This is a genomic window from Paenibacillus sp. B-A-8 (assembly GCF_048572915.1).
Lineage (GTDB): Bacteria > Bacillota > Bacilli > Paenibacillales > Paenibacillaceae > Paenibacillus_AQ.
Genome location: NZ_CP183882.1, coordinates 5,539,239 through 5,564,029, shown reverse-complemented (window position 1 = coordinate 5,564,029; position 24,791 = coordinate 5,539,239). Strand labels below are relative to the sequence as shown.

The window sequence follows — 24,791 nt, the reverse complement described above, 5'->3', positions numbered from 1 at the left end:
AAAAGGGATATCCCAAAAGCCATTTGGCTGAAGGATATCCCTTTTTTTCTCCAAACATCATTACACCTAGATCATCAGAATTTCTCGGATGTCTTGTTCTGTCAGAGTAGATAACCCTTCCTGACCTGGCTGAATTACCTCATCGATCAAGTTCCTTTTCTTCTGTTGTAGCTCATACATCTTGTCCTCCACAGTGCCTTGGGTGACGAGCCGAATGACTTGCACTACTTTTTTCTGCCCGATTCGGTGTGCACGATCCGCTGCTTGCTGTTCGACGGCAGGGTTCCACCACAGATCGTATAAGATTACAGTGTCAGCCCCTGTTAAATTGAGTCCGGTTCCGCCAGCCTTTAAAGAGATCAGGAAAATATCCCGCCCTCCTTCATTAAACTTATTACATAAATCTACCCGCTGTGACACAGGCGTTTGACCGTCTAGATAAAAATATGGAATGCCTTGATATCCAAGCTCCCGTCCAATTAGGCCAAGCATTTCTGTGAACTGGGAGAATACTAGCATTCGTTTACCTGAGCTGCGGCATTCCTCGATGATTTCAAGAAGCTGCTCGAACTTGGCGGAGCCTCCTTCATACCCATCTACAAAAAGAGCCGGGTGGCAGCATAGCTGGCGCAGACGGGTGAGTCCCGCAAGGATTTTAATCCGATTATTATTGCCAAAGCTATCTTGTGTAAGATGCTTAAGCGCCTCTTTTTTCAAACGGGCGAGATAAGCGACATATAACTTCTTCTGCTCAGGCAGTAGCTCACAGGCTTGAAGGGACTCGATTTTCTCAGGAAGCTCCTTTAACACATCACTCTTTAAGCGCCGCAGCAAAAAGGGACGTGCCCGTTTAGCAATAACATCTCGCGGTAAATCGTGGAAAGCCTTCTTGCCTGGAAACAGCCCAGGGAATACAGTGCCGAAGATGGACCAAAGATCTTCCAGCGCATTCTCCACAGGAGTCCCAGTAAGTGCAAAACGATGCCGGGCCTGAAGAGCCATCACAGCTTGAGCGGTTTGTGTTGTATGGTTCTTTATAGTTTGTGCTTCATCGAGAATTAGGGTATGAAAAGATTTCTTAGCATACAACTGTACATCTCTGCGAAGCAGCGGGTAAGAGGTGATGATTACATCAGCCTTTGCTGCATTTTTTAAAATTCGACCGCGTTCCGTTAAACTTCCATCTGCAATAACAGCCTTGATTTCAGGCGTAAATTTTTTGAGTTCATTAAGCCAGTTGTAGGTAAGAGACGCCGGAGCGACAATAAGAGCCGGCAGACCACTCTGACGAATATTTGGAAGCTCAGAGAGCAGAAAAGCGATACTCTGCAACGTTTTTCCAAGACCCATATCATCCGCCAAAATACCGCCAAAACGGTAATGGGCCAATGTTTTCAGCCACTGAAATCCATACTTCTGATAATCCCGAAGCACAGGAACTAGACTTTCTGGTATAGGAAAATCAAGGTTCTCAGGGTTGTGCATATTCGCCAGTAGCCGCCTAAAAGATCTGCCAAGCTTAACGGAGTCACTTTTCTCGTCTGCGGAGGTCAAATGTAAACCACGTACAATCGGCAGAGAAAATGCGGCACCTTTGATCTCACCTTCCCGAATACCCATTTCGTTCATAAAGGTGATGATTTCTTGAAGCTCCTCACTTTCCAGCGGCAGCAACGCCCCTTCGGGCAAGCGGTAGTATTTACGTTTATCCTGAAGTGATTTCAAGACCATCACAATCTCAGATTCGGGAATACCACCCATGTCGAATTTAAAATCAAGCCAGTCGGTTTTCTCATTCCAACTAATGCTCACCTTTGGTGGCGTGGTCCCCGTGAACAATCTATCTTTGACAGCGGTGGTCGCATAGACCGTTAGCAGTGGCTCAAGCAACGGAATCGTATGGTACAAAAAATCGTACTCACCTTCCTCATCCGTCATAATATACCCGCCTTCGGTTTTGGCGAAGGATTCATGCCCCATTAGCTCCAGAATTCGGGCCTCTCCTTCGCCGTCGCGAATAAGAATCAAGTTCGTACCGCGAATATGGGCATTTTCGTCTAAAGGATTGATAATGATGTCACCATACTGAAACTCTAACCCTGCGAGTAGTCTATCTCTCACACGGTCCAGATAAAGCCTCGCTGTAAGCTTGTGTTGTACAATTCGATCAGCAATGGAGTCGGCGATATGCACGTTGCCCAGTTTTTTCAGTCCAGGAATAACCTTGTCCATAAAAGGCTCCATTTGCTCAGGTGCGATATCGATGCCATCTCGCCGGGAAGATTCCAGCATTTTCTTCATCTCAGATAGGCGCATGCATTCCTGAGGGGATAGCTTCAACAGCTTCCCTTCAGACAGCACGAGTCCATAGTCTTCCAGAACTGAGATCTGCTCAAGTCCTTGAATATCCAGATGGTATCCTTCGCCTTCGGCTTGCTCGAATGCAAAGCTAAGAGGCGGTGCTTCATTAGACATATGAATGCCTTCGTGTAGTATCTCTCCTTGTTGCAGATATACCGATGAAACCTCTGAAAGCGCAGGCTGGAGCGTCTCCCAGAAAAAAGGAGGGACAGCCAGCAGGCGATCTCCTCCCAGGTTACCACCATATGGAGAGTAGTTAGTGACGTTGTCACGATACATTTTTTCATTTAAGACAATTTCAATCAGCTTCTGAAGAACGATGTTATCTTCCTTCCGAAAGCTGTGAATGGCAGGATCATAGATGAAATGCTTAGAGAACTCGAAGGTTTCTCCACGATGAATGCGTTCCAGAAAACCTCTTATTTTATGAACGACATATAGACGTTTCAAGCCGACTTTTATTTCTATCCCCAGCATGGTAGCGGTGTAGCTGTAAGTGAATGGCTTGCAGATGAACTCTACATTTAATGGGATTCTATTGTCCACAAAAGCTCCAGTACCACTCGGACGCGGTTTATGGTTGCTGAACATGCCTAACAGGCTGCTCACCAGATGCTGATCTCTGGAATTTCCTCCTATGTCTCGCGTAGAATCCGTAACAATACGTGGGGTTAAGACCCCAGTATCTTCTATAGAAGAAAGACGGGAAGCCCCGGAAGGCTCCTCTTGTTCTCCGGTAGACTCAAGGGCATCAATGCTGATCAATACGGCAGCGATATGTTTGCAGAAAGGCCCCCCGTGTGAGTAAGCGGGACAAGTACACTCTGCCGATACATCACCATCGATATCAATGACAACCATGACTTCGTAGCCAATGCCCCCTTGAACGAGCGCTTCATAACGAGATCTGGGCAGATCTGGGATGGATTCATTTCGTTCTTCAATATCAAGGATATCGACGCTTCCAGACTGGTGATAAGCCAATCCTTTTTCAAAAATAGACTTGCCGCACAGCAGCTTAATTACCCGTTCTGTTACACTAAAGCCCATAACATAATTCCTTCCTCGTAACTTGTTCTTCGAAAAGTCCGATTATTATATAGTTCTTATGATAACAGAACGGGCGTGCGCATCAAATAGGAGCCGCGGCTCTACCAATCCCATGCATAATAAAATGGATCGTCAGGTTAATCTCTTCGTCGTCGTTCCAGTCCTTCTCTGGCTGTAGAAGCAGGCGATTAATCACATACCCTACAACGGATGAAATAGTGAAGCGTAGAATAGCGGGTGCAGGTAATTCAATGACTTCGCCTTTTGCCTTGAAATGTTCAACAATTTCGATGAAACGTTCCAGCACTTTACTCAGAATATTCTCCGTGAATTGCTCTTTGAGCTTTGGCTGGAAAGGGATCTCCTGAATTAGGATCTTTAGAATTTTATAATTCTTGCGGGCAAACTCCAACCGATTACTGATGAATGATCGCAGGAATTCTTCAAAACTGTCAAAGGGTACGTCAAGTACCCCATTGAAATTTCGTAGCACAAAAGGGGCGAGCATACGACTCATGGTGGGAGCTACGATGGACAGGAGTAAATCTTTTTTGGTTTTGTAATATCGGAAAATCGTTCCCTCTGCTACGCCTGCCTTTTGAGCAATCACACTAGTCGCTGTAGCAGCGTATCCTTTTTCGGAAAACACCTCAATCGCCGCATGCAAAATGGAAATCTGCTTCGGTGTCAGTTTATCGTCTTCACTTCTGGCCAGCAGCTCTTCAATCCACTGCTCTTCTATATTTTGATCCGCAGAATCGTGTTCCTTCATTACATTTATCCTCCAAACTTGGTTCATTCCGTTTAACCGATGAAAGATCTTAGTGAGGCTACATTTTCCGGTGTTTGCGCAGCGCCAATACATTCAGAATCATGAACAATAGTGAGAATCCGATCAGCACATAGACATCCAAAGCGATGGAGTTCCATCCTTTGCCACGGATCATGATGTTCATAAGCGCTTCTGATCCATAATAAATCGGGGTCGCGTAGCCGATGCGCTGTAGCCACAGTGGTAGAGTGTCGAGTGGGAACAGTCCGCTGAGGAAAACTTGTGGCACGATAATGAGTGGAATGAATTGAATCATCTGTAGCTCGTTAGCTGCAAAAGCAGATAGTAACGTGCCCAGTGTCAAAGCTGTCATCGACAGGAGTAAGGTGATCAGCATTACGTAACCAAAGCTTCCCGTCATCATAATGCCAAGAATCTGAATGGAGAACCATGAGATCAACAGCGCTTGGAATACGGTGAAAATGCCGAAACCACATACATACCCGAGTACAATCTCCCATCTTTTTAAAGGAGTGGAAAGCAAACGTTCAAGAGTGCCTGTAGTCCGCTCTCGCAGGAAAGAAACACCGGCAATCAGGAATACGAAAAAGAAAACAAATACACCAATCATAATCGGACCGAAGCGATCGATCGCCTTCATATTCTCAGAACCGTATAGGTAGCTGATCTGGGGCTGTAATTGCAATGGTTTCTCTGTACTAGGGAGAAGCTTCTGAGATAGCTGTTGAAGCGTCATAATTACCGCCTTGTTGGCCGTTGGATTGCTGCCTTCTAACAACACTTGGGGCATGCCTAGTGATTCTCCGGCCTTTCCGTCCAAAGTGATCAAAGCGTCAATCTTTCCTTCTACTAGAGCGTCTTTTCCTAACTCTGCGCTGGCGTAATCTTGGATTGTGACCTGTTGTTCTTTTAACGCAGCTGAGATACTTAATGGCACTTCGGATATTCCGATTGTTGGCTCATAGGCATCACCGTTAAATACCAAGCTCATTAAGCTTAGAACGAGGAGCGGTGCGATAAACATTAAGGCCATCGTTCTTTTATCATGAATAAATTGTCGCAAAATCCGTAAGGTGATCGCTCGGATTCTCATGAACGGACACCTCCATAATATAGAAAGGCTTCTTCAATAGAAGTTGAGCCAGTGGCTTGAAGCAGTCCAGCAGGTGTGTCGGCGGCAAGCAGCTTGCCATCACGGATCATTCCGAGGCGATCACATTTCTCTGCTTCGTCCATGACATGCGTAGTTAATACAATCGTGGTACCTTTCTCGTTCAGTGCTTTTAGTTCTTTCCAGATGGATAGTCGGAGTACAGGATCGATACCTACTGTTGGTTCATCTAGTAGAAGTAGCGGAGGCTCATGGAGCAGCGCAATCGCCAGGGATAAGCGGCGCTTCATTCCGCCAGAGTATTGATCTACTCTTTTGCGCAGATGCTCTTGCAGATCCACCAGTTCCATAACAGCTTTGATACGTTTGCCGCGCTCCGCACCTTTAAGTCCATATAGCGCAGCGAAGAACTCCAGATTTTCTTTTGCGCTGAGTTCCGTATATAGGGCATCGGATTGAGCCATGTATCCAATTTGCTGCAGGATGGATAGCTTAGGCATGGTGACACCAAGCACCTTTACCTCGCCTGAGGTCACCACATCGATACCTGTTAACAGCTTCACTAGCGTTGTTTTTCCGGAGCCAGATGGGCCTAGTATACCGAAGGTTTCTGCACGTTCGACTTGAAGCGAAATATCCTCGAGAACCTGTTTGTCTCCAAAGGCTTTTCTGACACGGCTCACTGAAATGACTGGAAATTCCGGACCCATATTCATCTCCTCGATTCTGAATAGTCTGGGATACTGAATGGTGTTACAGAGTGCTCTCCAACACGATAATGAGTGAGCGCTCGCTCATTATTGTGCTCCGGAATCCAGTAAATGTAAAGTATTCAATTTTTGGCTGAAAGCTGCTTAAAATCAGGTATAAATCGCAAAGTAGCGGCATTTTTACACAAGATGTGAATACTTGTTCACGAACCGGCTTGATATGATGTTAACTAGGAATGAGGCAGATGGAATATTCAACAACCTAATGATGGATATACCATTGCTTCCGAAATCGATTAGGCGTTGTGCCGAAATGAGTTTTGAACAATTTGCAGAAATGAGAGCAATTCGTGATTCCGACTTCCTCGGCGATGTGCGCGACTGTGTATTCGCTTGAAGTCAGAAGATGAACCGCTTCTTGCATTCTTTTTACCGTTAAATAATTGGAAATACTGCTGCCTGTACATTCTTTGAATAAGTGGGATAAATGATGGGGTGAAAGATGCAGATCCTTGCTCATTTGATCCAGCCGCAAAGGTTCCTTGTAATGCAACTGCAGCCATTCCATGATACTTTCTGCCTGATGTGGTTTGCGGAGCAGTTGTTCCCTGGAGACCGTCTGATGCTGTGTATCCCATAACGGCTTTAAAGTATGTAGGAACGTGATGAGAAACAACGAAACCTCCTCAAGGAAATCATTTTTGTGCAAAGTTGGAAGCGCTTCATCCAGATCTTTCAGAAGAGCTGTCAGGGATTGAAGGTCCTGCTGTTCATACCATCGAGGTGAGGCCAAATCGCCACTATGAATATGATTAAAAAACTTTTGCAGGATAGGCCACTTCTCAAAATAAGCTTTAAATAGGCTAGGCTCATAATGAACGATCGAACGCACGAAAGGAATCGCCTCATTAATTTCAATTTGAATATGATGCAGTTGGTAAGGCTGGAAAATACAGATCATCCCTGGTTTTATTTCATAACTATTCTGATCAATAATCAGCGTACCTTTACCTTCATGAACAATAAGAATTTCAACACCTTGATGGGCATGGAATGTTCCTTGATAGTCATCTGTATTTGTACTAGTTCTTTTATATACAAAATAGAGATGGAACGGTTGTAAGTCCTGCTGCGCATGGTACGTCACATTCGTGTTCCTCCTATATAGTAGGGATGCGGTTAATCTATCGTTTACAAAAGTATAAGAGAACCATTGCATAGCTAGCAACATTTGGGCATAAAAGTCTTACACTAATGGAGGACACCGAATTATGGCAAAGAAAAAAACAGAATTACATAACGCAGGGTATAAAGCTTGGCTCGAATATCCTAATATCCAATCGAGCGCCATAAGAGAGCGCTATGCTTCATGGTGTTATAACATCTTGACCTCCAATCAGGAACACCCAGTGATCAAAAGTGCTGTGCAAGAACTAACACGCGGCATACAAGGAATGCTTAATATCGATGCTATCATTACTCAGTCTCAGGATATAGCTGAGCAAGCTTGTATTACAATCGGTACGTTTGACAGTCATCATCCACTTCTTACGCATACCTTCAGCGAAGCTGAGAGGACAGAGGTTGGGCTTGAAGGATATGTCATTCGAACAAATGTGGAGAAGAATTGCATTGGAATCGGTGCCGCAACACCTGTTGGATTACTGTACGGCGTATTTGCATTCTTACGCTTACTTGGAACGGGTCAATCTATTGAAGCGTTGGACGTGTTGGATCATCCGGTAAATACACTCCGCATGATGAATCAATGGGATAATATCGATGGAAGCATCGAACGTGGTTACGCAGGGAAGTCGATATTCTACGCGGGCAACGAAATCACTAAGGACTTTGATCGTTTGCAAGATTATGCGAGAATGCTCGCTTCGATAGGGATCAATGCGATTGCTATAAACAATGTCAATGTACATCGGTTTGAGACGATGTTTATTACGGACCGCTATCTTCCAGACATCGCGAGGGTTGCAGATATCTTCCGTAACTACGGTGTGAAGCTGTTCCTAAGTATTAACTATGCTAGTCCGATCGAACTCGGGGGATTGAACACAGCGGACCCATTAGATCCAGAGGTTCGCCAATGGTGGAAGGCTAAGGCTATAGAAATCTATAAAGAGATTCCAGACTTCGGTGGTTTCCTCGTAAAAGCAGATTCAGAGAATCGTCCAGGACCGTTTACTTATGATCGTGATCATGCGGAGGGTTCAAATATGCTAGCTGAAGCTTTATTGCCTTTCGAGGGAATCGTCATCTGGCGCTGCTTTGTCTACAATTGCAAGCAGGATTGGCGGGATCGTTCTACCGATCGCGCACGTGCGGCATATGATCATTTTAAACCGCTGGATGGCCGATTCATGGAGAATGTTATTTTACAGGTGAAGAATGGTCCAATGGATTTCCAAGTGCGAGAAGGCGTATCTCCGTTGTTCGGTGCTATGAAGCACACGAATATGATGATTGAATTTCAGATTACGCAGGAATATACAGGCCAACAGCGTCATGTCTGCTACCTCGTCCCTCAATGGAAGGAAGTTCTTGATTTTAATACGTACGCAACAGATTCGGAGTCATCGGTAAAGCGGGTTGTTGATGGATCCATGTATGGTAATAGATATAGCGGCTTCGCGGCTGTTTCGAACATTGGCAATGACCATAACTGGACAGGGCATTTGTTAGCACAGGCCAATCTGTATGGTTACGGTCGACTCGCTTGGAATCCAGAATTAAGTGCAGAGCAAATTGCGAAGGAATGGATTATGCTCACATTCGGTGCAGAGGATGAGCAGTTAATCGATACTATTCGTGAGATATTGCTAACCTCTTGGCATATCTATGAATCTTATACTTCGCCGCTTGGGGTAGGTTGGATGGTCAATCCGGATCATCATTACGGTCCAAATGTGGATGGATATGAGTATTCGAAATGGGGAACGTATCATTTTGCAGACCTACAAGGCATTGGCGTAGACCGGACTATGAAGACAGGTACAGGATATGTCGGTCAGTATCAAGGCGCGAATGTAGATCTGTATGAATCTGTAACTACATGTCCGGATGAGCTATTGCTGTTCTTCCATCATGTCCCGTATACGCATACGCTTCATTCTGGTAAAACCGTCATAGAGCATATTTATGATTCGCATTTTGAAGGTGTGGAACAGGCAGATCAACTGAAAGAGATGTGGCAATCTCTTGAGGGGAAAATAGACGATAGCAGACACGGGCAGGTGGCAGACCGTCTGCATGAACAGGCACTGCATGCTCGCGAGTGGAGAGATATCATCAATACGTATTTTTATCGAAAAAGCGGTATCCCAGACCGGCTTCAACGCAAAGTATACTAAATATTAACATTAGGAGGAGTGTGTCCAGTAGGGCCGCTCCTTCTAATGTTCCCTCTCTTTGTTTCATACTCCTAGGAGAAGAAAGGAAGATACATATTGAATCATAAAAGATTGTTTAATGAAGGCTGGGAATTTGCTAAGAGCACCTTAGAAGTGACGGATGGAGAATTCTTGGATTTTCATACCGTAGATCTCCCTCATGATTGGTTGATTTATAATACTTTAGACTTGTATGAGGATAGCATTGGCTGGTATCGAAAGTGTTTTATAAATACGAAGAACGATGAGCAGCTACCGTCCCAAAAGCCATGATTTTGGCTGCATGGGGCGGTCTTTTAGTTTTAAGTTGGCTCTGTTCATACACGTTATTACGCTTTAATATAATCTGCAAAATTCTCCAGTAGGTATAAGGAGTTCATATCCTCACGTAAATGATGTTGGACTAGCTCATCCACTTTGTCTGGTTCATGGTTTGTCATACAATCCAGGATCATGTGATGCTCACTCAAAATTTTCTCCAGCTTTTCTTGCTTTAGGTTATGCAAGCGTCGATATCTTTCATAATGCACATGGGAGAACTTAATTTGATCCCATAAAAATTCATGTCCTGCTAATGTGAATAACGTCTTATGATAGGCGTCATCCAAAGTAAAAAAGTGCTCAGTGGCATGTTCTTGATGTATGGCATTTCTTTGCTCTTCTAGATTCTTTTTAAGTTCTATAATTCCTTTAAGAGTAAGGCTACCGCATAGACCCTTGATAATATCTTTTTCCAAAACACTTCTTAAATAAATCATTTGCTCGACAGATTCCAAATCAATGTATGAAACCAGATTCCCTTTCTTCGGATACACATCAATATAGGACTCTAGTGACAGCTGCTTTAGTACATCGCGCAAAGGTGTTCTGGAGATCTGAAACCGTTCGGATAACACGGTCTCACTTAGAATGGATCCAGGCTTTAGTGTTAGGTTAAGAATTTCGTGTTTTAATAGGTTCAAAATATTATTTTTGGTGGACATGAGGTTACGTCTCCATTGCCGTTGAATTTGTAATGCGGATATGTGAAACGGGATCCTGATATAAGATAGTGATTTCATTATATAATTTTTTAATCTTGTATACAAGATCGGGAATTATTGATTTTATGTCATTGACAAAAGGTATTATTTAAATCTAATATTTGAGTATATTATCTTGTATACAAGATCTCGACATATGAAATTATAGGAGGTTTTATCTAGATGAAAATGACATGGAGATGGTATGGAGAAGGCAATGACAACATTACGCTTGATCATATCCGGCAAATTCCGGGGGTAATGGGTATTGTCTGGTCACTACATCATAAGGTAGCGGGCGAAGTGTGGGAAATGGATGACATTCAAAAGGTTGCGGATCAAATTACGAGCAAAGGGTTTAGCACTGCCGTAGTAGAGAGTGTGAACGTCCATGATGATATCAAGATTGGACTCCCGACGCGTGATAAATATATCGATATTTACATAGACACCATACGGAAGCTAGCCAAGGTCGGTACTAAAGTGATCTGTTACAATTTCATGCCTATCTTTGACTGGACTCGGACGGAGCTGTACAAGGAATTGCCAGATGGCTCGAATGCTCTTTTTTATGAAAATGCGGCCATTAATGAGAACCCGCGCGACATGGTGAATCGTATTCTCAAGGGGGCCGGCGAATTTACGATGCCTGGCTGGGAGCCGGAGCGTCTTGCGAAGCTCGATGAGCTATTCGCCGCTTATGCAGATGTAACGGAAGAGAAGCTGTTCGAGAACTTGGTCTATTTTCTGAAGCGCATTATTCCTGTCTGTGAAGAAGTCGATATCAAAATGGCTATTCATCCCGATGATCCTGCTTGGCCGATCTTTGGCTTGCCCCGCATTGTCCGCAGCCGTGATACGATCCGTCGTTTACTTGACGCAGTAGATAGTCCGTATAATGGATTAACCTTCTGCACTGGGTCGCTCGGTACGAATCCGAAGAACGATCTGCCGGCTATGATTCGGGAATTCTGTAATCGCATTCATTTTGCTCATATTCGAAATGTTAAGGTTTTTGAGAACGGAGATTTTATTGAGGTGTCTCATCGTGGACGGGATGGCAGTGTGGATGTGGCAGAGGTTGTTAAAGCGTATCATGAGAATGGATATACGGGGTATGTGCGTCCAGATCATGGTCGTCATTTGTGGGGTGAAGAGAAGACTTGCCGCCCGGGGTACGGGCTGTACGATAGAGCAATGGGGATCATGTATTTACTTGGTGTATGGGACAGTCTCGACAATACGATGGGGGTGAAGTGAATGCTGCTTCTGACAAGAGAGAGTATTCAATCATGTGCAGAGGCATGGAAGGACGCTGACGTGGAGCTTCCTCAGTTTGATTATAAGCAGGTGGCGGAGAATACGCGCGTTAGGCCGGAATGGGTTCATTTTGGAGCGGGAAATATTTTTCGGGGATTTGTTGCGAATGCTCACCAGAAGCTGTTGGAGCTTGGAAAAGCAGATACAGGTATTATTGCCGCTACCTCCTCTGACTACGAGCTGATTGACAAGATTTATAAACCACATGATCATTTAACACTTCTCGTACTAATGAATGCGAGTGGCGAGTTTACAAAAAAGGTCATTAGCAGCATTACCGAAGCTATTATGGCAAACAAGAATCGAGCGGAGGATTACTGCCGTTTGGTTGAAATTTTTGAAAACCCGAGCCTGCAGATGGCCAGCTTCACCATTACAGAGAAAGGTTATACCTTGACCGGTCCTGATGGAATGTACCTTGATATCGTGAAGAAGGATATGGAGCAAGGGCCAGAGCAGCCATCCCACAGCATGAGTGTGATCGCTTCTCTAGCGTACCGTCGATATCTTAAGGGGCAGTATCCGATGACTTTTGTCAGTATGGATAACTGTTCGCACAATGGGGATATGTTGAAAAATAGCGTGATTACAATCGCCAAGGCATGGGCTGCGAAAGGGATTGTGGAGGAAGGTTTTGTTGCGTACCTCGAAGACGAGAGTCACATAACATTCCCCTTGTCGATGATCGATAAAATCACACCACGTCCATCCGAGGTAATACGTAATGCTTTACAGGAGCAGGGGATTGGCGGCATGGATATACTTATTACCTCGAGGAACGCTCATACCGCGCCTTTTGTTAACGCAGAAGTTAGTGAATATCTGGTCATTGAGGATAAGTTTACGAATGGGCGACCTTTATTAGAAGAAGCCGGCATTATATTCACAGATCGTGAGACCGTGAACAGGGTAGAAACGATGAAAGTTACCACCTGTCTAAACCCCTTGCATACTGCATTAGCGGTCACTGGCTGTCTACTAGGCTACACACAGATTTCGGATGAGATGCAGGATCAGACCCTACGTACATTAGTCGAGCGGATTGGGTATAAGGAAGGATTGCCTGTAGTTGTAGATCCTATCATTCTACGTCCACAGCAGTTTTTGGATGAAGTGCTGCAAGAGCGATTGGCGAATCCATTTATTCCAGACACCCCGCAGCGAATTACGACAGATACGTCGCAGAAGATAGGCATTCGTTATGGGGAAACGATCAAATCCTATGTACAACGCGAAGATCTTCATCCAGCTGAATTGACGGCGATTCCACTAGCAATTGCTGCTTGGTGCCGCTATTTGATCGGAGTGGATGATGAAGGGAATTCATTTGAGCTAAGTCCCGATCCGTTAATGGAGTCACTTCAAGCGCATCTGCAGGGAGTGACTTTGGGAGATTCGACCTCTAATGTGCATAGAATTCTAGAAAATGAGAAGATCTTTGGTGTACCGTTATATGAAATCGGTCTGGGTAGCAAGATTGAAAGTTACTTCTACGAGATGCTGAAAGGCCCAGGAGCTGTACGGAGAACGTTGGAAAAGCATTTAAATGAAGAGTTAGGGTAGATCACATTTACAAAAAGCCTCATGGAGTAAAAGCTACTGCACCCCGCAGAGCTATCCCCCATGAGGCTTTTTCGTGTCTAGTCCATTTGGTTTATCTGAATTTAGCAGTCTAGTACGCTAATATACCTACTTTTTCAAAAAAATAATTATAGTTAATATTTCCATAACATTCCTCTGCAACAGAGTTGACAATTGTAGACGAAAATGACATTAGCAGTTACCTATACGAAAAGGGTGAATCTAATTGAAAAACAGTAAATGGATTAGCGCAACGTTGGCTTCAGCACTTCTTGCAACTGTAGGCGTTGGGAGTGTATCTGCAGCTAGCATCGGCAGTAATGTAAAATCTGTGGCTACCAATCAAACCGCTGCAAAAACAGCAGTTAAAGAAGGTACAGCCACTTGGAATGTAAATGGTACGCCGATTGTGTTTAACACCATTAATAGCAGTGGTTACAAGTTGTACTCGCTGAATCAGGTAGCTGGTGAAATTGGAGCTAAGTTAGTACTTGGAGCTGGCGGGTTTGAACTTAATGACAGCAAAGGATTACATAATGTCCAACTCAAAACAGGCTCAAAGAGCTATCAAGTAGATGGTAATTCCGAGACATTCACAGTTGCTCCAGTATTTTATAACGGTAAAACCTATGTAGAGCTTTCAAAGTTAGTTTATGCATTAGGTGGAGAACTGGATGCTGACGCTAGCACGATTCTAAGCTTTGCTCGTCCTGAAGGATTGTTTGATACTTTGCACTGGACAGCAGCTGGAAGTCTGATTGCGAACAAAAGTGATGCTGAATCTGCTCAACTTATCAAGTTCAGCACAGAGCCAGGTAACTATGAAGTATTTTCGTCGAATGACAGTGCGGTGGATTTTGCAGTATCGCCGGATGGGCAGTGGGGAGCTTTCAATGATGAGACTGGTTTGTTGAATCTGATTAACCTGTCTAGCGGAGCTACTAAGACACTTGGTACTGACAATAGTGTAAAAACAGATCTGGTTTGGTCGAACGATGGTAAAAGTATTTACTTTATCCAAGGTGACAAGCAGGAGAAAATTGCAAAAATCTCTGTAGACACTGGTGAAGTTAAATCCGTATTGGCAGACAAAGTAGAAAATAAATCCGAACTGCGCATTTCCGCTGACCAAAAGAGCGCCGTTTATATCGTTAACTTGACGGGTGTTGCTAAAAACGATGCGGACAGCACAGAAGATTCCCTTACTGTAGACTTCAGCTCTGCTGGAGAGCAGCTTTACAAGCTTGATCTTGCTACAAAAGATGCTAAGCCTGCTGCACTTACGACTACACCGGATAACAAGCTATACCCTGAAATTTCAGCCGATGGTAGCGTCGTATATCTGAGCGCAGATTCTGATGGCAATGCGGCTAACACACTGAAGGTTATCAAAGCAGACGGAACAAGCAGTAACCTTGCACTTGATGTCGAAGTAACTTGGTCCACTGGCGTTAACAATGGCTTGGTTGTAGCGGGTACAGCGGCAAACGGAAGCACAGTAGTCTACTCCATCGATAGTAAAGGTGCAAAAACTGAGCTGTACCGCTCCACTGAAGATGTATCTGAAGTTGCTGTTTCGAATGATGGAAGCAAGCTTGCTATCGTAAGTGATGGCGGTGTATGGGTGGTTCAAGGCGGTAAAGCATTGCAACTGTCGAAATAATAAATATCCCTAATCATATTTTAACGGCGTAGAGCCGAGAGGAGAAATAATACAAATGAAGATTTTCAAAAAGCTAACAGTAACGGCTCTAACGGCTGTAATTGCGGTAACCGCATCTTTCGCAGGGGTTGCAGCAGCAGCCGATTCACTTAAAGGTAAAATCACAGTTAACGGTTCAACCGCACTTCTTCCATTGACGCTTCAAGCGGCAAAAGAATTCCAAAAGCTGCACCCTAAAGTGAAAATCGCAGCCTCAGGTAAAGGTTCAGTAACTGGACCTCAAGCTGTTAAAAAAGGCATCGCTGATATCGGCGCTTGCGACTGGGATGCTAGCATCGACGTACCAGGCTTCAAAGCTTTTGACGGTCAAGTAGCAAACAAAGTAGCAGTTATTCCTTTTGCTACAATCGTTAACAAAAATGTTGGTGTAGATAACCTTACAACTGAACAGCTTAAAGGTATTTTCGCAGGTAAAATCACGAACTGGAAAGAAGTAGGCGGTGCAGATGCTGACATCGTGGTTATCACTCGCTCTTTCGGTTCCGGTACACGCGTAAACTATCAAGCTAAAGCTTTGGATGGCGGAGATATCGTTAAAAAAGCTAAGAACTACAAAGAAACAGGTTCATCCGGTGACATGAAGACTGCCGTAGGAACAACTCCTAACTCTATCGGTTATATCGACCTTGTATATGTAAGTGGCGACGTAAAAGCTGTTAAACACAACGGTATAGCTGCTACTACAGACAACGTAATCAATGGATCTTATAAGATCTGGGCTTATGGTTACTACATGACTAAAGGCCAACCTACTGGCGCTACAAAAGAATTCATCGAATACGTACAAAGCAAGAAGTTCCAACAAGGTTCCCTGAAAAAGCTTAAATTTATTCCGATCGCAGCAATGAAGGGCTAATAACATCTAAAGATCATATTGAACGGTAACAGCGGCCAGCTCCGATCTTGATACGGGGGTGGCCGCTTACAGGAGGGAAAGTATGGGGGCACCAGTCCAAGGCTTGGCAACTAGGGGAAAAGAGAGCGTAACGCAGGTTAGCGCTAATCCCAAACGTCATGGTAGGCATTTGTTTAGCAACAAATTGTTTAAGTTTTATTTTTTATTCAGCATTCTTGCGCTTTGCTTCGTGCTTGGACTTGTAATTCTATTTATCGGCAAAACGGCTATGCTTCTGTTCGGCCATCTCTCGCCTGCGGACTTTTTCTTTTCCTTTAACTGGACGCCGGAAGAGGATTCTTTTGGAGCGGCTGCCTTCATTGTAAATACACTTTCACTAACTGCATTAACGCTGCTGATCGCAGTTCCTATTTCGGTAGGGATGGCAGTACTTTGTGCAGAGATTGCTCCAAAATGGATGAAGACTTTCATCCGTCCAGTGCTAGATTTGTTAGTAGGTATTCCTTCAATTGTTTACGGATATATAGGCTTAACGGTATTACTTCCTTTCTTGCGCAGAATTAGCGGGGAGAGCTTAGGTGATGGCTTGTTAGCAGCTGCACTTGTGCTCGCATTAATGGTGCTGCCAACGATTTGCCGAATCAGTGATGATGCCATTGTCTCTGTGCCGCGCAAATATCGGGATGCAGCATATGCTCTTGGATCTACCCGTTTACAGGTCATCATGCGTGTAATACTGCCTGCCGCTAGCCGGGGAATTATCTCTGCGGTTATTCTGGGTATGACTCGTGCTGTGGGTGAGACGATGGCTGTAGTTATGGTTATCGGGAATACACCGCAATTGGCGAAGACGTTATTCACGCCAGCATCGGTGCTGACTAGTAACATCGTTATGCAAATCTCCAATGTAGAGTTTGACTCTACATGGAACTATGCGCTACATATGATGGCATTTCTCCTGCTAGTAATATCATTTGTATTAATTCTGATCATCCGCGTGCTGGGTAGAAAAAGGAGGGATGCAGCGTGAACGGATTCGCAAGTACAAAGCATACAGCGCGGGCTCAAAGAAACAATAAAATTGCAACCATAGGGTTTTATACGCTTGGGGCTTTAGTCATGCTGCTGATCTTCTGGCTGCTCTTCACGATTCTTAGTAAAGGTTTACCGGCACTTCGGCCCGATTTCTTGATTAAACAGCCTGAAGAGATTGACGCAGGTGGTGGGATTGGCCCGGTGCTGTTTAACTCCTTTTACATTTTGTTCATCTCGCTGTTTATTTCCGTTCCAATTGGTTTGGGTGCGGGAATCTATATGGCTGAATATGCACCAGACAATAAATTTACAGGCGCACTACGTATTTGCGTAGAATCTCTGTCATCAGTACCATCGATTGTGTTCGGTATGCTCGGACTTGCGATTTTTGCGGAATATTTCGATATCGGTCTGACGATTCTTGGCGGAGGCGTCAGCTTGGCGCTGCTGAATTTACCTATGCTTGCGCGAGTGACAGAGGAAGCGGTACGTGCTGTCCCCGGGGAGATCCGCGAGGCTGGTTATGCGCTTGGGATGACTAAATTCCACGTGATCCGCACGGTAGTCCTGCCCGTTGCAATGTCTGCCATTGTTACTGGGATTTGTCTCGTTGCTGGACGCGCCTTCGGGGAGTCTGCGGTTATTATCCTTACCGCTGGTCTCAGTACCTCGGGAGAAATGTGGGATTTCAATCTGTTCTCGCCGGGTGAAACACTGGCCGTACACCTTTGGTATGTACAATCCGAAGCGATCGTAGAAGATGCGCGTCAAATTGCTGATAAGTCGGCAGCCGTACTTGTATTTGTAGTTTTGTTTATCAATTTTGTATTCCGATTTCCGTTGTGGCTTAGCAATCGCCGCAAAGGACACTAATTCGTTCAAAAGGTACGTAAAAACTGTCACCCGGCAATGGATATCGGTGGGTGACAGTTTTTTTGTCTTCTTATGATGAATTATTTAATGTAGCATTCCCTACGGATACGGCCAAAGGAATAACCTCGCGAAACACTCGCGGCAAGGCTGAGACAATATCGCACATTTCACTTTCATGTCTAAATTGATAATATTCGCACAAACACATCCTGCACTATTGCTTCCGCGTGCTCCTGCTTCCCAGCATACGAATAGTAAAAAAACTTTTTCGTAATGTGCCTCGATTTCCTCAAAGGATAAAGTATGATGTGGTGAGTAATGAGTAATGAGTAATGAGTAATGAGTAATGAGTAATGGTGTTAGAGGTGGCTTTAGTTGCACTTTATGCAGCTATTTATCATGGTGTAGGGTTTATTTAGGATTAATTGTACTTTGTGCAACTAAAAATGGAGAAAATGACAATCTAGGAGTTAATCAGAGAATATAAGTGTACGGAATACAGTTAAACCGAGTTGTTGAGGTGAAAGGGAACCTTTTAGTTGCACAAAATGCAATTAGAGTGTTCGAGTTAGGCAGAATCTAAGCGGAACGTTGTCTAATGATCTGACTGCTACGTGGGTGTATAACGTAGTAGGGGGCTTATCGAAGCTTGAACTCCACAGAAGCCTGAGCTCCATAGAAGCCTGAGCTCCATTGAAAAGTGAGCTACATCGAGGCCTGAGCCTCATGGAACCCTAAGCCCTAGGCTCTGCTTAGGCTCTGCTCCTAGCTCTGTCCCTAGGGCTACGCCTTCTCCCAGGTTCGCATCCCCTGAACGCAAAAACAGCCTCCCCGAAGGAAGGCTGTTACTCTGACGTCCCGGAAGGGATTCGAACCCCTGACCGTGCGCTTAGAAGGCGCATGCTCTATCCAGCTGAGCTACCGGGACATGATTGCTGGCTGAAAAGCAAGCAGGAGTTATCATATCATGTACGCCGATGTTTTTCAAGCTGTTTTTTAAAAAGAGTACGGGGTATGCTATAATCTACAATTATTAAGTTTCGGAAGAAGCTTAAGGTCTTAATAACATTTATGACGTTTTAGAATTCAATTCACATAATTAGCTATAAGGAGGTGCCCTCATTAAAGATTCAGATTCCCCCGCCACAAAAGAAAATATCGTCCTGTTTCCCAAGACACTGGACTATTATCAAATCCAGCTTACGGTGATGCTGGAGAGTGAACGATACGGGGAAGCGATGGAGCTGCTGCGTTTTTTGTTGCAGTGTCAAGGACAGGAAGAACGAAATTACGAGGAATGGCGGTCTCTGCTGGAATGGCTCGAAACTGCTTTCCCCTACGCCTCTCAGAATGGAGATGCGGAAGGAGCCGTTCACCCCGAAGACGAAGATTTAAGGGAAGAAGATATGGCCCGTCTCTTGGCCAAATCAAAAATGACCGAGGATGCGGGGTACCCTCAAAAGCTGCTGCAGCGGGTAATGAATGAGCCGCTGTCAGAGGCGACAATCCTAGCACTAGAGCAGCTTTCTTATCTGGAAGGCGGCGGAGTCGATGAGGCGCTGACGGCTTGGCTGCAGGGGGATAATGTTCACCCACTGCTGCAATTTCGGACCCTGCAGACCCTTCGGCGGCGTGGGATGCAGGGTACGGTCAATCTGATTCGAGGTCACGAAACAGCAATTGTAGAGATTGAAAGTGTGCCGCTGCAGACCGAGGATTTTCCACCGCAGGTGAGTCAGGTGCTGGAGCGGGTAGCCGAACAGGCGGAGGTACACGAGCCTACGCTGTATTATTTTGCACAGGAGCTCTGGGGTCAGTTCGTCATGTCGATTTATGGATCGGAAGAGTATCGGAAATTACTGGATGGAGAAGATGCGCTGCTGGATATTTGGGCAGGGGCGTTACACCAGTTTGTATCCGAGAGCTTAAACGGTACACGGCAAGAAGAGGAGACTCGTGGAATGTACGGCATTACAGACGGCATGCGCTTTCAATTTGAGGGAGCTTATCGTGCGATCAAGGGTTTTGTAAAGACTTCTCTACTTGATAAATAAAGTAATGTTGTATATAATATAATGGTTATTCTGTGCGTGGATTGTATCATTTTTTGAAGTAAACTTGTGAACCTATATTTTGGAGGGAAAAGTATAATATGAAAGCAACATGGGAAAAAATAGAGAAGAACCTTGGAGTTCTTGAAGTAGAAGTTGACGCAGAACGCGTTGCAGCAGCACTCGATAAAGCTTTTAACAAAGTCGTTAAGAAAGCTAACGTACCAGGCTTCCGTAAAGGTAAAGTGCCACGCCCGATCTTTGAATCCCGTTTTGGTGTAGAAAGCTTGTACCAAGATGCAATCGACATTCTTCTTCCTGAAGCTTACGGTGAAGCAGTTGAACAAACTGACATCTTCCCTGTAGACCGTCCTGAAGTTGATATTGAGCAATTTGCTAAAGGTCAATCCTTTATCTTCAAAGCGAAGATCACGGTTAAACCTGAAGTGAAGCTTGGCGATTACAAAGGTCTGGAAGTTCCAGTACAAAAAGCTGAAGTGACTGAAGAAGAGTTGAGCGCTGAGCTTGCTCGTCTGCAAGAGCGTCATGCTGAACTCGTTGTAATTGAAGAAGAAGCAGCAGCTAACGGCGACATCGCTGTGATCGATTTTGACGGATACGTTGATGACGTAGCGTTCGAAGGCGGAAAAGCTGAGCGTCATTCTCTTGAGCTTGGTAGCAACTCCTTCATTCCTGGATTTGAAGAGCAAGTAGTGGGAATGTCCACTGGAGATTTCAAAGATATCGAAGTTACTTTCCCAGAAGAATATCATGCAGAGAACCTTGCGGGTAAGAAAGCAGTATTCAAAGTGAAACTGCACGAAATCAAACGCAAACAACTTCCTGCACTCGATGATGAGTTCGCTAAAGATGTAAGTGAATTCGAAACTTTGGAAGAGTACAAAGCGGATCTGAAAGCTCAGCTCGAATCCCGTAAACAGGATGAACTGAAAGGTCTTCGTGAGAACGCAGTTGTTGATAAAGCAGCAGCAAACGCTGAAGTTGAGATCCCAGAAGCAATGATCAACAGTGAAGTTGAGAACATGGTTCGTGATTTCGACACTCGTCTTCGTCAACAAGGTATGAACATGGATATGTTCCTTAGCTTCTCCGGTCAAACACGTGAAGACTTGCAGAACCAAATGAAAGGCGATGCTGAAAAACGCGTTCGCAACAACCTGGTACTGGAAGTTATCGCTAAAGAAGAGAACATTGAAGTTTCTGAAGAAGAAGTTAACGAAGAGTTGGCTACTATGGCTGAAGCTTACAAACGTACTCCTGAAGAAATTCGCAGCATCTTGGCAGCTAACGGTTCCCTGGGCAGCTTGAGCGAAGAACTTTCTTTGCGCAAAACCATTGATTTCCTTGTTAGCAACAGTGTAGAAGTTGAAGCAGTAGAAGAAGCACCAGCTGCTGAAGACACTAAAGCTGAGTAAGATCTTTTTGACACTACCTAGAACGGCCAAGTAAGTCGGCCTCCATACAGATATGATAAGGCACGTAAGTTTCGTTACGTGCCTTATTTTTATCCTCGGCCACAGATATATGTGAGTACATAGGTATTCGTATGAGCGTATGGTAATAAAAAAATGGCGTGACAATCATTATTGACAAGCAGTGGACAGGTCTGCTGTAGTGAAAAAATGACATCGAGCCGTGAACGTGTTAAAATATTTTTGAAACGATAAGACTAATCTGTAAAGAGAAAAGAGGTTGGTGGCATGAGTCTGGTACCAATGGTTGTGGAATCAACAAGTCGTGGGGAACGTTCATACGATATCTATTCCAGATTGCTCAAGGATCGCATTATTTTCTTAAGCAGTGCGATTGACGATGATGTCGCCAATCTGGTTATTGCTCAACTGCTGTTCCTTGCAGCAGATGATCCCGAGAAGGACATTCACTTGTACCTCAACTCACCCGGTGGTTCAGTAACAGCCGGCATGGGTATATACGATACGATGCAATATATCAAACCGGATGTTTCAACCATTTGTGTAGGAATGGCGGCAAGCATGGGATCGCTCCTTCTAACAGCTGGGGCTCCGGGCAAAAGATATGCGCTGACTAACAGCGAAGTTATGATTCATCAACCGCTCGGTGGTGTTCAAGGTCAAGCGTCCGACATTTGGATTCATACCGATTGGATCCTCAAGACGAAACAGAAGTTGAATCAAATTTATGTAGATCGCACAGGTCAGCCCCTTGAAAAAATCGAACGGGACACAGACCGCGATAACTTCATGAGCGCGGAAGAAGCCAAGGAATATGGGCTTATTGACCAGGTTCTTTCTTCACCGATGAAATCTTAAAGGGGTGGTTAGATGTTTAAATTTAATGATGAAAAAGGGCAATTGAAATGTTCTTTTTGCGGCAAATCACAAGAGCAGGTTCGTAAGCTTGTAGCAGGACCGGGCGTTTATATATGTGACGAATGTATCGAGCTTTGCACGGAAATCGTGGAAGAAGAGCTCGGTCATGAGGAAGAGCTTGATCTGAAGGATATTCCAAAACCAAAGGAAATCCGCGACATTTTGGATCAATATGTAATCGGTCAAGAACAAGCGAAGAAATCGCTGTCTGTTGCGGTTTACAATCACTATAAACGTGTGAACAGCCAAAGCAAGATCGAAGATGTTGAATTGACAAAGAGTAATATTCTCTTGCTTGGTCCAACAGGTTCGGGTAAAACCTTGCTTGCTCAGACGATGGCGAAGATTATCAACGTTCCTTTTGCTATTGCAGACGCTACTTCCCTAACGGAAGCTGGGTATGTCGGCGAGGATGTTGAGAACATTCTGCTTAAGCTGATTCAAGCAGCAGATTATGATGTGGAGAAAGCCGAACGCGGCATTATCTATATTGATGAGATTGATAAAGTGGCACGTAAATCCGAGAACCCGTCCATTACTCGTGACGTATCCGGTGAAGGTGTTCAGCAAGCGCTTCTGAAGATTCTGGAAGGAACAGTTGCTTCTGTACCTCCACAAGGTGGACGTAAGCATCCACATCAAGAGTTTATTCAAATCGACACGACGAACATTTTGTTCATCGTTGGCGGTGCCTTTGACGGTCTGGAGCAAATGATTAAACGCCGTATCGGTAAAAAAGTCATTGGCTTCAACGCAGCGGTTGAAGGACAAAAGGATCTCAAGCCTGGCGAATATTTGTCGATGGTATTGCCTGAAGACTTGCTCAAATTCGGATTAATTCCTGAATTTGTAGGCCGTCTACCGGTTATCTCGACTTTGGAGCCGCTTGATGAGAATACGCTGGTGCGTATCCTTTCCGAGCCTAAGAATGCACTCACGAAACAATACATCAAGCTGCTGGAAATGGATAACGTAGCGCTGAAGTTCGAACCGTTGGCACTCGAAGCAATTGCCAAGGAAGCGATCAAACGCAATACGGGAGCCCGTGGACTGCGCGCGATTATTGAGAGCATCATGCTTGATGTGATGTATGAAGTTCCTTCACGCGATGATATCAAGGATTGTGTGATCACGGAGCAGGTCGTTCAAGAGAAGGCTTTGCCTGAATTGAACCTTAAGAAAGATAAGAAGAAAGAGGAAAGCGCGTAAGTCGCTTACCTTAACAATACATGTCACTGTCTCCACCTTTCTTCCGCTTATCCCGCTTCACTAGCGGTTGCGAAGGGGTGGAGCTTTGGCGTTATGGGGGAGAAAAATCATGTTCTTGAGACACCAAACCCGTCCTGTCAATGTTGGCGGGCTCATTATTGGGGGAAACAACGAGGTTGCGATTCAAAGCATGTGTACAACCAAAACAGCTGATGTGGAGGCTACTGTAGCCGAAATTTTACGGCTTGAGGAAGCAGGCTGCCAACTGGTACGCGTTACTGTCAACAATGAAGAGGCAGCCGCCGCGATTAAGGAGATCAAGAAGCAGATTCATATCCCACTCGTAGCGGATATTCATTTTAACTATAAGCTCGCGCTGATGGCTATTGAGAACGGCATCGATAAAGTACGGATTAATCCGGGCAATATCGGTCGTCGGGAGAAGGTAGAAGCGGTAGTTAAAGCTTGTAAAGAAAAAGGAATTCCGATTCGGATTGGTGTAAACGCCGGTTCTTTGGAGAATCATCTCTTGGAGAAATACGGATACCCGACTCCAGAAGCTATGGTAGAAAGTGCGTTATACCATATTGGCATTCTGGAAGAGCTGGACTTCCACGACATTATCGTTTCGCTAAAAGCATCCGATGTGCCTATGGCCATCGAAGCTTACCGTCAGGCTGCGGAAGTCATTCCTTATCCGCTGCACCTCGGGATTACTGAATCCGGCACCTTGTTTGCCGGTACAGTAAAAAGCTCCGCGGGTATTGGTGCACTGCTCTCTATGGGCATCGGCAGCACCCTGCGTATCTCGCTTAGCGCTGACCCAGTGGAAGAAGTGAAGGTAGCGCGTGAGCTGCTGAAGACCTTTGGTCTGATCTCTAACGCGGCAACGCTGATCTCTTGTCCAACTTGCGGCCGACTGGATATCGATCTTTTCTCCATCGCTAATGAGGTGGAAGAATACATTTCGAAGCTTAAGGTGCCTATTAAAGTTTCCGTGCTTGGCTGCGCCGTTAATGGTCCTGGTGAGGCACGTGAAGCAGATATCGGTATTGCTGGTGCCCGTGGGGAAGGTTTGTTGTTCCGTTACGGACAAATGATTCGTAAAGTCCCTGAAGCGGAACTAGTGAACGAGCTGAAGAAGGAAATTGATGCGATTGTTGTGGCGTATGAGGCAACTGGTGAAATTCCAGGCCGTGCACACGCTAATCTTGCACCTCCTGTGCAATCGAAGTAATCTGGTCTTTTACGAATTTATGATTCGTTAATAATAGGTGGCGAAGAACGCCCTGTTACACCCCGGTTTATCCGGTGGTGGGAACG

At 44.9% G+C, this 24,791-nt stretch carries 19 protein-coding genes and 1 tRNA gene; 13 read left to right on the top strand and 7 right to left on the bottom strand.

Annotated features, from left to right (window positions below):
* Positions 1–66: 66 nt before the first annotated feature.
* The 5 genes from ACN6MV_RS25105 to ACN6MV_RS25085 form a co-directional block, all read right to left on the bottom strand.
* Entirely contained in the window at positions 67–3,411 is a 3,345-nt protein-coding gene (locus tag ACN6MV_RS25105; protein ID WP_419885097.1) for an SNF2 helicase associated domain-containing protein, read from the bottom strand.
* Between the two features lie 82 nt (positions 3,412–3,493).
* Entirely contained in the window at positions 3,494–4,183 is a 690-nt protein-coding gene (locus ACN6MV_RS25100; RefSeq protein WP_419885096.1) for a TetR/AcrR family transcriptional regulator, read from the bottom strand.
* A 58-nt stretch (positions 4,184–4,241) separates the two neighbouring features.
* On the bottom strand, positions 4,242–5,297 hold the full coding sequence (locus ACN6MV_RS25095; protein ID WP_419885095.1) for an ABC transporter permease: 1,056 nt from the start codon (positions 5,295–5,297) through the stop codon (positions 4,242–4,244).
* Positions 5,294–6,025 (bottom strand): ABC transporter ATP-binding protein, encoded by a 732-nt coding sequence (locus ACN6MV_RS25090; RefSeq protein ID WP_419885094.1) that lies wholly within the window; start codon positions 6,023–6,025, stop codon positions 5,294–5,296. Before ACN6MV_RS25090 ends, ACN6MV_RS25095 begins: the two co-directional genes overlap by 4 nt.
* Positions 6,026–6,287: 262 nt before the next feature.
* Positions 6,288–7,172, bottom strand: coding sequence for an AraC family transcriptional regulator (locus tag ACN6MV_RS25085; protein ID WP_339287849.1), 885 nt, complete (start codon positions 7,170–7,172; stop codon positions 6,288–6,290).
* Positions 7,173–7,296: 124 nt separating this feature from the next.
* Between ACN6MV_RS25085 and ACN6MV_RS25080 the strand changes: the two genes are divergently transcribed.
* Together ACN6MV_RS25080 and ACN6MV_RS25075 are read left to right on the top strand one after the other, a co-directional pair.
* Positions 7,297–9,387, top strand: a complete 2,091-nt coding sequence (locus tag ACN6MV_RS25080; RefSeq protein WP_419885093.1) for an alpha-glucuronidase family glycosyl hydrolase — start codon at positions 7,297–7,299, stop codon at positions 9,385–9,387.
* A gap of 96 nt (positions 9,388–9,483) precedes the next feature.
* Positions 9,484–9,699, top strand: coding sequence for a hypothetical protein (locus ACN6MV_RS25075; protein ID WP_419885092.1), 216 nt, complete (start codon positions 9,484–9,486; stop codon positions 9,697–9,699).
* A gap of 56 nt (positions 9,700–9,755) precedes the next feature.
* Here the strand turns inward: ACN6MV_RS25075 and ACN6MV_RS25070 are convergent, their stop codons facing one another.
* Positions 9,756–10,409: a GntR family transcriptional regulator gene (locus ACN6MV_RS25070; protein WP_419885091.1), complete on the bottom strand. Its 654-nt coding sequence runs from the start codon at positions 10,407–10,409 to the stop codon at positions 9,756–9,758.
* A 222-nt stretch (positions 10,410–10,631) separates the two neighbouring features.
* On the opposite strand from ACN6MV_RS25070, the gene uxuA reads away from it, so the two are divergent.
* From uxuA to pstA, 6 genes are all read left to right on the top strand, one after another.
* Positions 10,632–11,708, top strand: a complete 1,077-nt coding sequence (uxuA, locus tag ACN6MV_RS25065) for a mannonate dehydratase (RefSeq protein WP_149645962.1) — start codon at positions 10,632–10,634, stop codon at positions 11,706–11,708.
* Complete coding sequence (locus tag ACN6MV_RS25060; protein ID WP_419885090.1) at positions 11,709–13,331, top strand: mannitol dehydrogenase family protein; 1,623 nt, start codon at positions 11,709–11,711, stop codon at positions 13,329–13,331.
* A 244-nt stretch (positions 13,332–13,575) separates the two neighbouring features.
* On the top strand, positions 13,576–15,012 hold the full coding sequence (locus tag ACN6MV_RS25055) for a stalk domain-containing protein (protein WP_341052076.1): 1,437 nt from the start codon (positions 13,576–13,578) through the stop codon (positions 15,010–15,012).
* A 55-nt stretch (positions 15,013–15,067) separates the two neighbouring features.
* Positions 15,068–15,928: a phosphate ABC transporter substrate-binding protein gene (locus ACN6MV_RS25050; RefSeq protein WP_042191274.1), complete on the top strand. Its 861-nt coding sequence runs from the start codon at positions 15,068–15,070 to the stop codon at positions 15,926–15,928.
* Positions 15,929–16,010: 82 nt separating this feature from the next.
* Positions 16,011–16,958 (top strand): phosphate ABC transporter permease subunit PstC, encoded by a 948-nt coding sequence (pstC, locus tag ACN6MV_RS25045; RefSeq protein WP_149645965.1) that lies wholly within the window; start codon positions 16,011–16,013, stop codon positions 16,956–16,958.
* Complete coding sequence (pstA, locus tag ACN6MV_RS25040; protein WP_340972561.1) at positions 16,955–17,836, top strand: phosphate ABC transporter permease PstA; 882 nt, start codon at positions 16,955–16,957, stop codon at positions 17,834–17,836. The genes pstC and pstA overlap by 4 nt, the downstream gene beginning before the upstream one ends.
* An 854-nt stretch (positions 17,837–18,690) precedes the next feature.
* Here pstA and ACN6MV_RS25035 read toward each other — a convergent pair.
* Positions 18,691–18,764: transfer RNA gene (locus ACN6MV_RS25035), tRNA-Arg, on the bottom strand.
* Between the two features lie 310 nt (positions 18,765–19,074).
* Here ACN6MV_RS25035 and ACN6MV_RS25030 point away from each other — a divergent pair.
* From ACN6MV_RS25030 to ispG, 5 genes are all read left to right on the top strand, one after another.
* Positions 19,075–19,890 carry a hypothetical protein gene (locus tag ACN6MV_RS25030; RefSeq protein WP_419885089.1) on the top strand — a complete coding sequence of 272 codons (816 nt, stop codon included), beginning with the start codon at positions 19,075–19,077 and terminating at the stop codon, positions 19,888–19,890.
* Positions 19,891–19,988: 98 nt separating this feature from the next.
* Positions 19,989–21,323, top strand: coding sequence for a trigger factor (tig, locus tag ACN6MV_RS25025; protein WP_341114711.1), 1,335 nt, complete (start codon positions 19,989–19,991; stop codon positions 21,321–21,323).
* A 285-nt stretch (positions 21,324–21,608) separates the two neighbouring features.
* Entirely contained in the window at positions 21,609–22,199 is a 591-nt protein-coding gene (gene clpP / locus ACN6MV_RS25020) for an ATP-dependent Clp endopeptidase proteolytic subunit ClpP (RefSeq protein ID WP_036685049.1), read from the top strand.
* 12 nt (positions 22,200–22,211) lie between these two features.
* Positions 22,212–23,468, top strand: a complete 1,257-nt coding sequence (gene clpX / locus ACN6MV_RS25015) for an ATP-dependent protease ATP-binding subunit ClpX (protein WP_042130648.1) — start codon at positions 22,212–22,214, stop codon at positions 23,466–23,468.
* Between the two features lie 109 nt (positions 23,469–23,577).
* Complete coding sequence (gene ispG, locus ACN6MV_RS25010; protein WP_036685055.1) at positions 23,578–24,705, top strand: flavodoxin-dependent (E)-4-hydroxy-3-methylbut-2-enyl-diphosphate synthase; 1,128 nt, start codon at positions 23,578–23,580, stop codon at positions 24,703–24,705.
* The last annotated feature ends 86 nt before the right edge of the window (positions 24,706–24,791 follow it).